The sequence below is a fragment of the Amycolatopsis pithecellobii genome, from assembly GCF_009707865.1.
Taxonomy (GTDB): Bacteria; Actinomycetota; Actinomycetes; order Mycobacteriales; family Pseudonocardiaceae; genus Amycolatopsis_E; species Amycolatopsis_E pithecellobii.
Window position 1 is genome coordinate 127479 of the sequence record NZ_WMBA01000010.1, and the last position, 14307, is coordinate 141785.

At 64.0% G+C, this 14307-nt stretch carries 15 protein-coding genes; 4 read left to right on the forward strand and 11 right to left on the reverse strand.

The window, feature by feature from the left end; translation table 11 throughout:
- Positions 1 to 31 precede the first annotated feature (31 nt).
- From GKO32_RS09820 to GKO32_RS39705, 7 genes are all read right to left on the reverse strand, one after another.
- Complete coding sequence (locus GKO32_RS09820) at positions 32 to 922, reverse strand: substrate-binding periplasmic protein (RefSeq protein ID WP_154756463.1); 891 nt, start codon at positions 920 to 922, stop codon at positions 32 to 34.
- An 86-nt stretch (positions 923 to 1008) separates the two neighbouring features.
- Positions 1009 to 1881 (reverse strand): MurR/RpiR family transcriptional regulator, encoded by an 873-nt coding sequence (locus GKO32_RS09825; protein ID WP_154756464.1) that lies wholly within the window; start codon positions 1879 to 1881, stop codon positions 1009 to 1011.
- Between the two features lie 346 nt (positions 1882 to 2227).
- On the reverse strand, positions 2228 to 3040 hold the full coding sequence (locus tag GKO32_RS09830) for a phosphocholine cytidylyltransferase family protein (RefSeq protein ID WP_154756465.1): 813 nt from the start codon (positions 3038 to 3040) through the stop codon (positions 2228 to 2230).
- Positions 3037 to 3645 (reverse strand): gamma-glutamyl-gamma-aminobutyrate hydrolase family protein, encoded by a 609-nt coding sequence (locus GKO32_RS09835; protein ID WP_154756466.1) that lies wholly within the window; start codon positions 3643 to 3645, stop codon positions 3037 to 3039. Before GKO32_RS09835 ends, GKO32_RS09830 begins: the two co-directional genes overlap by 4 nt.
- Entirely contained in the window at positions 3642 to 4160 is a 519-nt protein-coding gene (locus GKO32_RS09840) for an adenylyl-sulfate kinase (RefSeq protein WP_154756467.1), read from the reverse strand. The genes GKO32_RS09835 and GKO32_RS09840 overlap by 4 nt, the downstream gene beginning before the upstream one ends.
- Complete coding sequence (locus tag GKO32_RS09845; protein ID WP_166459462.1) at positions 4160 to 6517, reverse strand: PEP-utilizing enzyme; 2358 nt, start codon at positions 6515 to 6517, stop codon at positions 4160 to 4162. Before GKO32_RS09845 ends, GKO32_RS09840 begins: the two co-directional genes overlap by 1 nt.
- A 388-nt stretch (positions 6518 to 6905) precedes the next feature.
- On the reverse strand, positions 6906 to 7523 hold the full coding sequence (locus tag GKO32_RS39705; RefSeq protein ID WP_154756470.1) for a LuxR C-terminal-related transcriptional regulator: 618 nt from the start codon (positions 7521 to 7523) through the stop codon (positions 6906 to 6908).
- A 536-nt stretch (positions 7524 to 8059) separates the two neighbouring features.
- Here GKO32_RS39705 and GKO32_RS09860 point away from each other — a divergent pair.
- Positions 8060 to 8869 carry a class I SAM-dependent methyltransferase gene (locus tag GKO32_RS09860; RefSeq protein ID WP_154756471.1) on the forward strand — a complete coding sequence of 270 codons (810 nt, stop codon included), beginning with the start codon at positions 8060 to 8062 and terminating at the stop codon, positions 8867 to 8869.
- A 43-nt stretch (positions 8870 to 8912) separates the two neighbouring features.
- On the opposite strand, the gene GKO32_RS09865 is transcribed toward GKO32_RS09860, so the two are convergent.
- The 4 genes from GKO32_RS09865 to GKO32_RS09880 form a co-directional block, all read right to left on the reverse strand.
- Entirely contained in the window at positions 8913 to 9752 is an 840-nt protein-coding gene (locus GKO32_RS09865; RefSeq protein WP_154756472.1) for an endonuclease/exonuclease/phosphatase family protein, read from the reverse strand.
- 75 nt (positions 9753 to 9827) lie between these two features.
- Positions 9828 to 10700, reverse strand: coding sequence for a metallophosphoesterase family protein (locus GKO32_RS09870; RefSeq protein WP_154756473.1), 873 nt, complete (start codon positions 10698 to 10700; stop codon positions 9828 to 9830).
- Positions 10697 to 11431: an HAD family hydrolase gene (locus GKO32_RS09875; RefSeq protein ID WP_312867757.1), complete on the reverse strand. Its 735-nt coding sequence runs from the start codon at positions 11429 to 11431 to the stop codon at positions 10697 to 10699. Before GKO32_RS09875 ends, GKO32_RS09870 begins: the two co-directional genes overlap by 4 nt.
- A gap of 356 nt (positions 11432 to 11787) precedes the next feature.
- Positions 11788 to 12342 (reverse strand): TetR/AcrR family transcriptional regulator, encoded by a 555-nt coding sequence (locus tag GKO32_RS09880; protein WP_154756475.1) that lies wholly within the window; start codon positions 12340 to 12342, stop codon positions 11788 to 11790.
- Between the two features lie 110 nt (positions 12343 to 12452).
- Here GKO32_RS09880 and GKO32_RS09885 point away from each other — a divergent pair, with 110 nt between their 5' ends.
- From GKO32_RS09885 to GKO32_RS38350, 3 genes are all read left to right on the forward strand, one after another.
- Positions 12453 to 13466 carry an NADP-dependent oxidoreductase gene (locus GKO32_RS09885; protein ID WP_312867752.1) on the forward strand — a complete coding sequence of 338 codons (1014 nt, stop codon included), beginning with the start codon at positions 12453 to 12455 and terminating at the stop codon, positions 13464 to 13466.
- Entirely contained in the window at positions 13463 to 13945 is a 483-nt protein-coding gene (locus GKO32_RS09890) for a nuclear transport factor 2 family protein (protein WP_208024344.1), read from the forward strand. The genes GKO32_RS09885 and GKO32_RS09890 overlap by 4 nt, the downstream gene beginning before the upstream one ends.
- 94 nt (positions 13946 to 14039) lie before the next feature.
- Positions 14040 to 14307 (forward strand): hypothetical protein (locus tag GKO32_RS38350; RefSeq protein WP_208024345.1); only part of this gene is annotated, 268 nt, incomplete at its 3' end.

Sequence of the window (14307 nt, forward strand, 5' to 3'; positions counted from 1 at the left end):
CTATCGTGCGGCTGGTCTGGAGTGGCGTCGGCTAGCTGCCGGTGTAGTTGTCGGGTGCGTTGCAGATGCCGTCCAGGAAGTAGGGTGCGGTGAGGCCGTATTTGTCGAGGATCTTCTGCTCGGTTCCATCGCAGGCGATCTGCTTGAGGTAGGCGTTGAGTTTGTTCAGCAGGTTGGCGGACTTGGCGCCCTGGGGTAGGCCGAAATAGCCGCGCAGGGTTTCGATCGGTGGTGCGATCGATGACGGGACCGGACCGACGACAGCAACATTGGCCGCTTGGTTCTGCTTTTGCAGCCACGGGATGTTGGTGTTGGACGCGTAAACAGCGTCAATACGGCCTTGGTCCAGAGCAAGCAACGCGTCGCTGAATTCGGTGTAGTTCACCGCCTTGGCCCCCGGCGTCTTCTGCGCTTCGGTCACTGAGGTGGAGCCGGTGGTGACGCCGATCGACTTGCCGGTTAGACCTCCGACGCTGGCATCAGATACGCCGGGTTGGGACTTACGAACGGCGACGACGTCGTTGTAGTTCAGCATCGGGCGGCTATAGGTGATGACCTTGGCGCGCTCGGCCGTGTAGTAGACGTCGACCGTGAGGTGGTCGCGGCCGCTGGACACGGACTGGATCGATGCGGAGAAAGGCTGGGGGTGGATGACCAGGCTCGCGCCCAGGGACTGGGCGAATCCGGTCAGGATGTCGATGTCGTACCCGGTCCAGGTGCCGGTTGCGTCTTGGAAATCCTGCGGTGCGAATGACGAGACGGCGATGGACAGCTGCTTGCTCTCGCGGATTGAGGACAGAAGATCGTCGGTCGAGCTCGAGCTTGAGCTACACGCGGTAAGGGTGGCCGCGGCGAGGCAGCCGAGCACCGCGGTGGCGAGTCGTCGCCGGCGAGCTGATAGCCGCGTGAAGGGGAGGAGCATGACGGATCTCCTTTGGTGGGGCCGAACGATGCGTAAGTGGGACTGGTGGGTGGTGTCGAGCGGTCGGACGTAATACAGTCGGGCCCCTAGAGTTGGTGTTCGGTGGCGATAGCGTGGTGTTTTGTCAAGCTGTCCAGGGTGTTTGGCTCACGATGCATGGCCACCGCGACATAGAGTGCATCAAGAACGCACAGGTGTGCGAAACGGCTGGCCATCGCCTCGACCCGGAACCCCAACTGCTTCCCGCCGGCGACGAGCGGGTAGTCAACCGCCTCGGTCAGCGGCGACTTCGCGTAGCTGGTGACCGCGGCTGTGACCGCCCCCGCTTCCCTGGCCGCGTCAACCATCGCGAGCGTCTCTCGCGTGGCCCCAGTGTGGCTGATGACCAGGCACACATCGCCGCGCTCCAACAGGCGAGCCGCCAGGTGTTGGGTCAGGCTGTCGACCGGTGCATCGACCCGAACCCCGATACTCCGGAACCGATACGCGGCATCCTGAGTAATGGGTGATGAGGGCCCCACGCCGACGAAGAGAATCCGTTGTGCGGCTACGACCGCCTCGGTCACCGCCTCGAGCGTCGCGGTATTCACGGCCGTCGCCGCCTCCGACAAGACCGCCGCCGACGCGGCGAACACCTTGCCGGCAATCTCAGCGATTGAATCCTCCGCACGGATCTCGTCGGCGACCATCTCCGATTCCGGCCGACGCTCACGCGCGATCGCGAGTTTCAACCCCTGAAAGCCACCGAAGCCCAAACGCTTGCAGGCACGAATCACCGTCGACTCAGCTACGTTGGCAGCCTCCGCTACCTCAGTAATCGACCTGGCCAACACCTCATCGCCCCACGCGGCAATCACCTCAGCCGCACGACGGTCACTCGGTGGGAGCGACGGCACAATCGCGCGAATCCGAGCCAACGGGGCGATTCCATCACTGAGCACATCCGCCGAACTAGTCACGGCGGCAACTCTCACGTTCAACAGTTACGTGCCGATGAACTCAATGTCGACAATAGAAGAAAAGCTTCCTTCGTTGAGGAAGATTGGAAGAAATCTTCTCGATCGATCCTCAGCCTGCCGTCGACGCAAAGACGCGACGTTGAGCTATATCAAATTGCATTACGCAATTTACTCCCAGCAAATTGCCACGGCAAAGGTGAAGGAGCCTACGGACCTAGGTGACCGCAGGAACGGTGACCTGTCCGAACTGTGTTCGTCGGCGCATCACCGCGAAACGCAACGTCACCTTCGGGGCGGCCTGCCGAGGCTGTCCGGCGCGCGCCCGCTTCACCACCGCCCTCAAGGTCTAACCGGAACCACCGTCCAGGCGACCTTGGCGGCGCTCTCCCCGCCCGGACACCCCTCGTTCAGCACGATCCTCGACGACATCGGAAAGCAGTCGGTCGATCTGAGTCACAACGTCGTAGCCGGTCGCGAGGTCGCGAGCTGAATCGAACTCATGCCAGGGCCCCCGTATCGCTACGCCCTGGACGGCTGCCGGATCGGAGGCCACCAACCGGGCCAATGTGCCTGTCATGTCGCGACGCCCGACCCGGGCGATGGCGGCGTCGAGGCGCGCCCAGCCAGCTGGTTCGAGCTTGATCAGGCCGAGGTACTGGCCTTCGATCTCGGTCAGGCTCCCCGGCTTTCCGCCGATTTCCGTGACATTGCCGTCGGCGTCGAGGCGGAGGGTTTCTGCGTCCTGGAGCGGGTCGGTGAAGCGACGGCTCCATTGTGAGAGCCAGTTGGGGTCGAAGGCCATCGCGATCATGGCGGCACTTCGAGCCACGAGCTGGATGTCTGCCGGTGTAACGAGAATGTCGCCGTAACAGGCGACTACCGGGCCCGCGGTCAGCCATCTCCGCGCGCAGGCCAGCGAGTCAACCATGGAGGTGCCGGCCCAGAACGGGTTGTGGAATAGCGTGACGGGGAGGTTGGTGAATCGTTCGGCTTGCCAGCCGGTAACAACGCCGATGTCTTCGAAGCCGGCGGCTCGGAAAGCGGCGCACTGGCGGTCGAGCAAGCTACGCCCGTCGATCTCGATGAGGCATTTCGGCCGGTCGGCGGTGACCTCGCCCATTCGGCTGCCGCGCCCGGCCCCGAGTATGACCGCTTTCATGGCCGCTGCCTGAGGATTGTCGTCAGCATGTCGATGTCCTTGTTGTCGAACGGTTCTTCGCGTTCGGGGTGCCACATGATCCCGGTCAACGGGAGGCGGTCATGGCGCACCGCCTCGACGACACCGTCCGCATACGCGGTGGCGACGAATCCCTCCGCCACGTTGCGCACTCCCCAACGGTGGTAGCTGTTGACCTCTCGGACGTGTTGTCCGCTGGAGATCGGGTGCCGGGTGCCCGCGTGCCCGGTGACTGGCGTCAGCCGGACGCCGAATGTGTGCAGGAGGATCTGCATGCCGCGGCAGACGCCGAGCAATGGCAGATTTTTCGCGATCGCGTAACGGATCAGCTCGCGTTCGAGCTTGTCCCGGTCCGGCGTCGGTCCACCAAGGTCAGCGAGATCGTCACCGCCGGTAAGGATCACGCCGGCGCAGCCGGTTAGCTCGATTGTGTGCGCGGCCGATGCGAAATCGAGAGGCAAGGGGATACCGATGAGACCACACGCTGCGAGGAGCTGGCTCCAGCGCACATCCAGTGCCAGGCGGAGCTCACCCCGGACGGTGCTAACCCGCTGAGTGAGGGCCACTGGAAGGTATCGTGCCGTCATCGTTGCCAGATCCCTTTCGTTACGCCGCAATCGAAAATCTGCTTTGCCGCGGTGCTGGCGGAGAGCGGGTGGTAGTTGGGGATTCGCAGGTCGGGTGCTCGCGGGAACTCCGCGGGGACGTCGACCCCGACCACGTCGGCGCCACCCGACCGATAAATTCCCTTGCTGTTGCGGGAATAGAGCACGCCCGTAGGAACGTCGAGAACGACTTCCAGGTAACACGCGAACTGTTCCCGGTTCCAGCGATGGATGTCATGCCGCAGCGAAATCGTCGCGCATACGACGATGTGATCCTGTGCCGAGATAAGCCGGCATAGTCGCGCGTAGGTCCAGGAGAGCTGGGTTCGGGTCTCGGCGTCATATCCGGATTGCGCCCCGAGCGCCCACCGTAGGTCGTCGCCGTCCAGCAGAACGACGGGATACTCCCGCGCACGCAGCCGTCGAACGAGTTCGGTGGCCACACTGGACTTTCCCGCACCGGACATGCCAGTGATCCAGATGACTGCCCCGGCCATCAGGATCTCTCGCCGATGCCGAGCGCGGCCGGGCGGACAAGGCGGGCGGCCGCGTCAATCTCCAATACGGGTTCCCGTTGCCACCGGCGAAACTGTTCGTATCCGACGCCGATCGCGGCGGGAATGCCAAGCTCCCGTGCGCGGATGGCCATATGCGAATTGACGCCGCCGTACGCGGTTACCAGACCTGCTACCCCGCGGGTGAAGATCCAGTCGTAGCCAGGGTCCGCGGCCTCGATCATCGCGACCGACGCTTTTGGCTCGTCGCCGGCCGCGACATCCGCGGTGGGCGCGGTCACTCGCGACTGCGTGACGAAATTCGCCTCGCCGGGCGGTGAGGTGAAGCTGGTCAGATCGGCCAGATCGGACAGAACCGCCGGCGCACAGAGCGACCGTGTAATCGCATACCGTTCTTTTCCCTGGTTTATCGCATCGGCGATCCGGTGTCTGTCCCGGTAGAACCGCCCGGTCAGGTCAGTCACAGCGGAAAGATCCACATAGGACATGTCGTCGGCGGAAAAGCCACGTGACTCACCGAGTCGTCGTATCGAGAGCAGTATCTCGCTGACGAATCGAGTGAACTGAAGCTTGCCAAACTCGCGCGCGGCGACGCTCTCCGCGATGAACCGAAGGAGATCATGAGCTCGCACTGGCCAGTGATCATGTTCCAGTTCCCGGTTTAGTTCGGCCAGTTGCCTATCGCTCAGGCTGAGTTCGTGTCCGTCGGCCGGCGACGGTGACGTGACTGACCAATCAAAGTACCGTTCAGGGTCCTCGTCGTAACGCGGAGAACAGATGTCGTAGGTGCCGGGGCGCAGATGTCCATATTTCCGCAGGAATGCCGCACGACTTAGGTGGGCGAGGTCGTCGTGCATCACCGTCGTCGGCGTCGGGACGCTCGTGACGACGCTGTCCGCCTCCTGCTGCGACAGCGTTCCCGTCTCGACCAAGCTACGTAGCAGCGCGGTCGCGACGAAGGCGGCCCTGGCCAGTCCCGCGAAGGGAAGAGTACCCAGTCGTCGACACTGGTCTCGCAATGCCCGGATATAGGACGACGGGTTGTGGCCGTTCCGTTCAATAGAACGGAGTTCGAGGCCTCGAATTGCGCGCAGGTCTTGCTCGTATGGACCCTGTTTGGCGATCATGCGAATGGTGAGCTCACGTAACGCGTTGACCAGCATGTCGGCCTCGTCGGCCGACAGCACCTCGCGCTCGACCAGCGCGCCGGCACGGTCCGGCGTCGCGAAATGATACGAGGACAGCACGATGGCGAACTCGACCTTGTCGTGCAGCCAAGGTTCATTCCGCAGGGTCGCGACGTAGTAATCGACCAATCGTCGCGCCACGTCTTCGTTGAGCGACAGCGGAACGAGTGATGAAAAGCTGGCCCGGGTGTCGATATACGGAAGGCCGTTGAGATCCACGATGAGCGGGACTCCGCGCAGATCCCGGTACCCGTAACGAAACCGGGACTCCGCCCAGACAGTGTCTGTAATGAGTTCGCGATAGAGCGATAGGGCGAGCGGGCGAGGTCGGATACCGATCATCTCGGCCGGGTTCCAGTCCGGCATGACGCCGAGCACCGTTGCACCGGCCGTCTGGGGCTTCCCGGGCACGCCAAAGTCACGAGCTCGAGTTCGGCAGTCGGCCACGGCACGCCGATGGCGCTCGCGTGGAATCTTCTCGTGCACTCCTACCAGTGGCCGCAGTTGGAACAACGCCGGCCGGGGGTCGGCCGAGATGGCGAACTCGAATTCGAAGGGACGCCCCGCACACAGTGTTTCCAGCTCGGCCACTACCTGTGGAATCGCCGCAAGTTTCGGATCAGGAACCTTGTCCTTACCTTCGTCGAGAAAGTACCACGTGCACACTGCCGAACTGCCCGACGTCACCGCGTCAGTCTCGCTTCCCGCTGTCCATTGGACGACGCGATAGGGAGCGCCGGACTCGGGTACGTGAGATGATACGACACCACTGGCCACGACGTTGTTCAGCTGAGGCTGAATCAGAACCTGGTCGTCCGATCGGTCACCGTCGAACGAGGCGAATACGGTCTCGATCGCGGTGGTCAGCTCGTCAGTTCCCCGGATGTTCAGGCACGATAGGAAGCGTCCGGCATTCGACGCCAGTATCCCATCCTCCTCATGGCAGCTGCTGCGCACGATCAACGTTCCCGAGCTCCACGTGTGCGAGAATACCCGTCGTAGGCACGATTCACGATCGTCTGCCCATTCACGAGCGGTGAAGAAGACGAGCGGCAACAACGTCGCCGACCGAATTAAGCGCGCAAGCCGGGTAAGGGTTTCGGCCTTTGTTCCGAACCGAAAACTCTCGGTCGTATCACGAAGAGTGCTCATGGGGTACGCAAACTCCATATAGCAGTTCTGCATGCTTCCCCAGAAGACGTATCAAAATCCTTCATCACAATGACGCTACTTGGCGTGGACCGCGGTTTATGTACCTCATTGGGACCTAGTCAGTACCACCTTTGTCGCTGTCCAGAGGGACCATCACGACAATATGGTCGGAGCAGTTCTGCGTTGGGTCTCGCGACCGATAAAAGCCACCGAGAATTCGAGCGGCGAGGTCCGGTCCATCTTCGACGTGCGGAGGCTCAGCGAGTGGCACGCCGAGGACGGCATGCCCTCGCCGCGTGCAGTGAGTTGCTCGATCGCGGTGGCCGACAACTACTGGCGGTACCTGAGAGGTCAGGCTACACAGTGAAGGGCGGATGGCAGTTCCAGGTCAGCCGCATTCTGGAACAAGGGTCAACCGAGGCTTCGCGGGGTGTTGCGCCGCCTCAAACGGCTTCTCTCGCTCACGGGAACCCGTGGCGTACAGCGCCGCTTCCAGCCTGCTTCGCACGCCCAGTTTGCGAAGCAAGTGCGTCAGGTGTTTCTTCACCGTGGCCTCGGCGATGTGAAGTTCGCGCCCGATGTCATGGTTCGACAAACCCATTTTTAGCAGAGCCAGCACGCATCGTTCGCGGTCGGTGAGCGTGGCTAAAGCTTTCTGGTTGCGTGAGTCGAAGTGTGGTGCGAGCCAGCTGACCAGGTCCCGATGAGCGAGCGCAGGCAGGACGAGGCCTCCGGAGGCGACCGAGCGCACGCTGTCGACGAGTTGACCGGGGGGCGCGGTCGCCGGCTGGTAACCGTGTGCTCCCGCGATAAGCGCGCCCAATGCGATAGTCTCGCTGTATTCGTCGGTGATCAACAGGATCGCAGTCGAGCGGTTGAGTGCAGACAATTGCCGCATCTTCTCGAAAATAAAATGATCCGCGCCGCCGTCTTCGTACACGACGACGTCGGGTGCGCGCAACATACCTGCCATCGTGGCCCGCGCCGACGAAACCGTGTCCGCCACGCCTACGACCTGTAAGTCGTGTTGCGTTTCGAGCAGTAGTCGGAGCCCTGCGCAGAGAATCGGCCGGCTGTTTACCAGCAGAACACTAGTCACGACGTCGAGCCTTTGCTTCGGGAGACAACAATAGGGGCGGTCCGGGTAAAAGCTGACGGCGGGTAGCACCCGCTTGTGCGGCTTGTCGTTATCGCCTGTTCACCACGTGCGGCCCGGACAGAGAAAGGCATACTCGCTGATCGCGCAGACGCCGCCTGCGTCGCATGGCTCCCCTCCCAGAGTCCACGTCAAGGCCATTCAACATGCGTAGTGCAATTTGCATCTCGCCGGTCAACGATAAACGAGAAAGTCTTCTACGAGACACCTGCTTTCGGGTGAACAACATCAGCTTCGCCGCGCCGCCATTCATGCTCTGTGCCGGCCGTGGGCGACCGCGCGTCGGCGAGATGACCACCTTTGGTGGCAGCCGGTGTACCACCTTCGCCCACTTGGCGACAAAGTCGTTCGCATTACCGTGGGGATGCGAAAAGCGAGGAGGGTGAATGACAGGCGACATCGTGCAGCAATACCCCGAGGACGTATCCTTACACCACGGCGATTTCAGCCTGCTTGCGGCAGAATACTCCCGTTATCGTGAAGGCTATGCACCCGTGGTTCGGGACACGATTCTCGGGCTACTGGGCCGTCCCGTGAACGAGCTTGACATTGTCGATGTCGGTGCAGGCACCGGTATCTGGACGCGAATGATCGCCGAGCGATCGCCCAGGTCGATAACCGCTGTCGAACCGAATCAAGGGATGCGGGAAGCTGGCATCCGTGACTCGACAACGCTGCCGATCAGGTGGCGCGCCGGCACCGCCGAGGACACTGGCGTCGACAGCCACTCTGCAGACCTGTTGACGATGGCCTCGTCTTTTCATTGGGTGGACTTCAATGCAGGAATGCGTGAGTTCCACCGTGTCCTGAGGCCAGGCGGCTGGTTCGTCGCGTTGTGGAACCCGCGAGACATCGAAGCAAACCCGCTACTCAGGGAGATCGAAGGCGAGATCACCAGGCTGAGGCCGAATCTGGAACGGATATCGTCCGGCCGCTCCGAGAGTATCGCGTCGCTCTCGAGCAAACTGGCCGGCCTTGACGACTTCACGAACGTCGTCTATTTCGAAGGGCGGCACACGGTTCGACAAAGTGTCGACCATTATCTCGGACTCTGGCGCTCCACCAACGACGTTCAGGTTCAACTTGGTCCGGACCTATTCGAACGATTTCTGGGCCATGTCCAGGACCTGCTTGCCGGAAGAGAGTGGGTCGACACTACCTACCTGACTCGCGCCTGGGCGGCGCAGACCGCGTAACCAGTATGTTGCAACGCTGTCCAGACGGTTGCGTGCCGCGTTGTCAGCCGGTGATTTCGATGGTGGCCAAAACTCCGTAGTGGTCGCTGATCGGTGGGTTGGTGAAGACAACCTCACACTTGCGCACGCAGGCGGCGTAGTGAGTGTCGCCGCCGCTGTGCGGACTGCCGTAGCGCCAGCCTACGAATATATAGTCGATTCGCCGCGCGTGACCTGGTTGCCCGATCACCAGGTCGAGGTCGGCGGCGAGAGGGTTGCGAGTAGTCCAGGTGTGGCCCGGGCCTCCGTCGCCGGCGATGGTCCAAGCGTCGTGGAAACAGGTGCTGTGCCCATTGGCTGTTGTTTGGCCTGTGAGGTAGCGGATGCTGTCGGCTTCGGGACCGGCGTTGAAGTCGCCGGCGAGGATTGTGGGCACGTCACTGCGGAGTTTGCCCTCGAATTGGGCTATCGCGTGCACCTGGTTGAGGCGGTCTGCCTCGGCATCGAGCCGCCAGGAAGTCACCGCGGAGATGAAGGGCAAGGTGGGCCCGCCGGGTAGCGGGATAGTTGCGCCGATGGCGTATCGGGGTCCGATGTCGTACTTGTTTCCCGGCAGCACGGCGAGCTCGATCTGCGATGGTTTCCAACGGGAAGCCAGCGCGATTTCGAAGGAGGTACGCTGGGGGTTGTCGAGCAGATCATTCTGATGGAAACCGTGGAGATCTGTTCCGGAGAGCAGGTCGGCGAGCTGGTCGTGTTCGTCGGTGCGCGCGATTTCCTGTAGCGCAACCAAGTCGGGCTGGAGGGCAGCGATTCCGTCACGCATCGCTGCCTGGCGCGCGGGATCGCCCTCGACGTTGAATACATTGAAGGTCAGGACTCGTATTGCCGTTGTCTTCTTCATATGTCACGTATCCCGCTTCGGTTGAGGTAACGCATGCACGCCGGGGTAGCTGAAACAGCCAATGCGCCAAGTGAATCATGAGTTGCCGTCACGCTGGTGTTCGGTACGCCTGGACAATGCCCGCCAGCTCGTTCCGTCCCAGTCGAATGTCGTGTGTTCGGGGTCAAAGATGGTGGCATTGTCGCCGTCGGCGAGGCGGTGTGTGGCGCGGTCGACCGTGATCTGGTTTCCGTGCACGTCGATGGTGACCACGCTGGCGTCGTGGGGGGATTCGACGAGTGGGCCCATGTTCAGCTGCAGGACGCTGTTCGCGATGGCATGGCCGCGCACGTGGAGATGGCCGGTCAGTGCGACGACGGGGCCGCGGCGCTCCTGCAATGTTCTTTCGACCTCGGCGCGGTTGAGTAGATCCCCGGCATAACGCAGGTTTTGGTCGTGCACCGTCGACTCGAGGCTGAGCACGGGGAAATGTGACAGCCAGACCAGAGGAGTGGACGCGGGTAGATTTCCGTCGACAAGCAAACGGAAGCCTTCGGGCTCGGCCGTCAGGTCTCCGCTTGTCAAGGTGGCGGTGCCGAAGCTGATGCCGGTTGGCGGTGGAACAAGTGCGCCGTTCGACGGGGACCGCAGAGCCGCTGCGGGGTGTGGGCTGTCCGGCGGGAAGTCGTGGTTGCCCGGCACCAGATATATCGGGAGCTTTGTGGCCGCCATCTGAGCGAAGAGGTAGTCGTAATCGTCGGGTGTGGCGGACTGGGCCAAGTCGCCGAGCAACACCAGGGCATCGACTTGGCCGGTAAGCCAGCTCAAGGCGTCCGTCAGCAGCTTGCGGGATTGGCTGAGCAGCACCGGGTTGTTGAATCGCGCGTCGGGGGTGCCGGGGGCTGCCAGATGGCAGTCTGTCAAGACGCCGAGTCGCGTCCGGGAACGTGTTGGAAGCGGGGAGGTCATTTGGCGACCTCCGTCAGCTGGCCCGCACCGAGAACATAGGGCACGACAACCGGATCGCCGAGGGACGTTACGTATAGCATCGGGCGGCCCAGTGCCGGCCAGGACAACGGCGCGCCCTCAGGCCACTCGTCCGACGTGACCACGACGAGCGACATTCCGGCCGCCTGCGCGGCAAGCGCCCCCGGGCGCGAATCCTCGAACGCGACCGAGTTTGTGGGATCCGCACCGAGGCGCTCGCAGGCGGCCAGATATACATCCGGCGCGGGCTTCGGCGCGCTCACCGTCTCGGCACTGACGATCTCCAGAAACGCGTCCCGCAATCCGGTCGCTGCCAGCATGTCCGCCAGGATGTCCTCGGGTGCATTGGACGCCACCGCCAGCGGCACCTCGCTACGCAACCGCGCCAGTGTGTCCACCACGCCCGGCAACACCCGGGGAGTCTCGGTGCGGACTGCTGCTCGCAACGCCAGCCGCAATGCCTCCGCGACCTCCTCGACCCGGTCGGGCCGCCCGGCCCAGCCGACGATCCGCGCCGCGGCGGAACGTACTGAACTACCCAGTAGCTGCGCGTATTCCTGCGCGGTCAGCGTGTGGCCCACCCGCCCGGCCGCCGCGTCGAACGCGGACCCCCAGGCGGCAGTGCTGTCCAGCAACAGTCCGTCGCAGTCGAAAACCGCCGCATTGCTGGCGACCGGCCCTCGCGGCGCCGTCGCACTCGTTGTCGAATAGATGGTGCCCTCCTCGGGAAGATTTCTTCTGAAGCAGAAGAGTTCACGAAGGAAGTTTTCATGGAATGAAGTTCCGGAAAACTGGCGCTGAACGACGGTCGGCCTATTGATCTTGCTGGCTGGGGATCACTGTGGGGTGCAGGGTCGTTCCGAGTCGCAGCGTGACGGTGCACCGCCGCCAGGACGGGTTCAACACCCACATCGCCATCGAACCGGACACCGGGCTGCTCACCGACTGCGTCCTGACCAAAGCCGGTGACACCGGCAACCGCCGTCGTAGGTCTGGAACTGCTGGAGGGCAAGGAGGGGCGGTGCCCGCGCTGGCGGACTCCGCCTACGGCACCGGCGACCAGCGGGCCTCAGGCCGCCCGATCCGTCAAAACCGCACCCATCACCACGTCGAAGAGGCGCTTGGCGCGTTCCTCGTGCCCAGGTTGGTCGCCGAGCCAGGCCAGCGCCGACACCAGCGCAAAGAGGTCCGCGCCGTCCACATCGGACCGCGCCGCGTCGGCAGCCTGAGCACGGGTGAGCAGCCGGGCGCCGGCCGCTTTCAGGGCGACGCAGGAGGCGTGGAGCTCGGACTCGGGCTCCTCGATCGCCTTCACCATGGACGTCACCACCCCGTGGTTCTCCGTGGTGGACGCGACGAACTCGCGCAGCCACACCATCAGCGCCTCCTGCGGTGAGCTGGTGGTCTCGACCTCGGACGCCCGTGTGGTCAGCGCGTCGAAACTGCTCCGGAGCAGCGCCTCCAGCAGAGCCTCCCGAGTTGGGAAGTGCCGCAGCAGCGTCGCCAGCCCGAGACCGGCCCGGCGGGCGATGTCGCGCATCGACGCGTCCGCGCCCTGCTCGGCGAGGACAGCGCCGGCAGCGATCAACAGGCGGTCGCGGTTGGCCTGGGCGTCTGCCCTCATGTGTGCCTCCTTGACTAAACGGATCATTGAACCGTATATTCGGATCAGTGATCCAGAAAAACGGATCCCTGATTCAGTTAGCTTACCGCCCGAGAGACATGGAGAGAGCTGTGCCGACACGGACCATGAAGGCAATCCGGCTGCACGAGTTCGGCAGCCCCGAGGTGTTGCGCTACGACGACGTGCCGGTCCCTGTCGCCGCTGCGGGTGAGGTGCTCATCCGCGTGCACGCCGTCGGCCTGAACCCGCCCGATTTCTACGCCCGCGAAGGCATGCCCGATGTACCCCCCGAGCTGAAGCCTCCGATGGAACTCCCCCTGATCCCCGGCACCGATGTCTCCGGCGTCGTGGCCGCGGTAGGCACCGACGTCGACGCCTTCGCGGTCGGCGACGAAGTCTTCGGGATGCTGCGCTTCCCCACCGTCATGCAGAGCGGTGCCTACGCCGAGTACGTCACCGCGCCGGCGTCCGACTTGGCCCGCAAGCCCGCCTCGGTCGATCACGTGCAGGCCGCCGCCCTGGCCATGTCGGGGCTGACCGCGTGGCAGTTCCTGATCGAGCTCGGGCACGATCAGCCGTCTCCGTTCCAGAAGGCCGAGCACCGGCCGATGCCCCTCGACAGCTCGAAGACGGTGCTGGTCAACGGTGCCGCCGGCGGCGTGGGCCACCTCGCCCTCCAGCTGGCCAAGTGGAAGGGCGCCCACGTCATCGCCGTGGCCTCCGGCTCCCACGAGACCTTCCTGCGCAACCTGGGCGCCGACGAGTACATCGACTACACCAAGGACCGGCCCGAAGACACCGTCCGCGACATCGACCTCGTCCTGGACAACGTCGGCGGCCCCCGCAGCAGGCGCTTCCTGCCCACCCTCAAGCGCGGCGGCGCCCTGTACCCGGTGTACTTCGGCGAGTTCGACGAGGAGGAGAACGCGAAGCTGGGCGTCACGGTCACGGCCACCCAAGTACGCGCGAGCGGTGCCCAGCTCGGCGAGCTGGCCCGCCTGCTCGAGGACGGCGCAATCCGGGTGGCGATCGACAGCACCTTCGCCCTCGAAGACGCCCCGGCAGCGCACAAGCGAGCCGCCGGCGGGCACCTTCGCGGCAAGATCGTCCTGACGGTCGCGTGAGCGCGCAGGCCGCCCCGGGCTGGGGCAACGCTTACCTCTCCCGGATCCGTCCGGGAGAGGTCGCCCTCGACCCGGCGCAGCAGCTCGCCGTCCACCAGGTGCTGGTGCGCTACGCCTTCGCTCTCGACCAGCAGGACCTCGCCGCGTTGGAGTCCGTCCTGACCGAGAACGCCACTTGGACGTTCAAGTTCGCGGGTCAGAACGACCTCGGCCCTGTCGCCGGACGCGCGGCGATCCTCGATTTCGTGCGCGAGGCGATCGACGCGGAGACCGACCAGCGGCGGCACAACCTCGTCAACCTGGTCGTCCACAGCGCCGACGCCGGCACGGCGCTGGCGCACGCCTACCTCATGCTCACGTCGAACGCGGGCGGCGGCTCGGGCGTGATAGGGACCGGCTTCTACACCTTCCGGCTCGAACACGACGGCGGCGAGTGGCGGATCGCCGACCTGTTCCTCGGCACGGACAACGCCTGGTAGTGGTCGGCGGTCCGGGCCGGCTGCTCGATCAGGTTGTCCCAGCTCGGCGAACGCTTCCACTCCGGCCAGGCCGGGTTTGTTCTCCTCGGTGAACATGGCCGACTACAGCTCGGGGCCCAACCGACCACTGGCACCTGTAGACCTGCACCGGATCGGTCAGGGCCGTGACGACGGCGGCGGCTTCCTCCTCCACCAGGTCCACGACGTGGATGGCGTGCCGCCGCGGCACCACGGCCAAGGCTCCCGGGCCGTGGTGCCGAGCACGTGCATGACCAGCCAACGCGGCGTCTCGTGTATCCGCCCGCCGGGCAACGCAACTCGCCCGCGCATCATGTCGCACGGCACGCAGCCCGCCACGTCCC

Coding starts and splice junctions, on each gene's coding strand:
- GKO32_RS09835 (WP_154756466.1), bottom strand. CDS start 3,645: ATGACGGCACGATACCTTCCAGTGGCCCTCACTCAGCGGGTTAGCACC.
- GKO32_RS09820 (WP_154756463.1), bottom strand. CDS start 922: ATGCTCCTCCCCTTCACGCGGCTATCAGCTCGCCGGCGACGACTCGCC.
- GKO32_RS09870 (WP_154756473.1), bottom strand. CDS start 10,700: ATGACCTCCCCGCTTCCAACACGTTCCCGGACGCGACTCGGCGTCTTG.
- GKO32_RS09840 (WP_154756467.1), bottom strand. CDS start 4,160: ATGGCCGGGGCAGTCATCTGGATCACTGGCATGTCCGGTGCGGGAAAG.
- GKO32_RS09865 (WP_154756472.1), bottom strand. CDS start 9,752: ATGAAGAAGACAACGGCAATACGAGTCCTGACCTTCAATGTATTCAAC.
- GKO32_RS09880 (WP_154756475.1), bottom strand. CDS start 12,342: ATGAGGGCAGACGCCCAGGCCAACCGCGACCGCCTGTTGATCGCTGCC.
- GKO32_RS09830 (WP_154756465.1), bottom strand. CDS start 3,040: ATGAAAGCGGTCATACTCGGGGCCGGGCGCGGCAGCCGAATGGGCGAG.
- GKO32_RS09845 (WP_166459462.1), bottom strand. CDS start 6,517: ATGAGCACTCTTCGTGATACGACCGAGAGTTTTCGGTTCGGAACAAAG.
- GKO32_RS09860 (WP_154756471.1), top strand. CDS start 8,060: ATGACAGGCGACATCGTGCAGCAATACCCCGAGGACGTATCCTTACAC.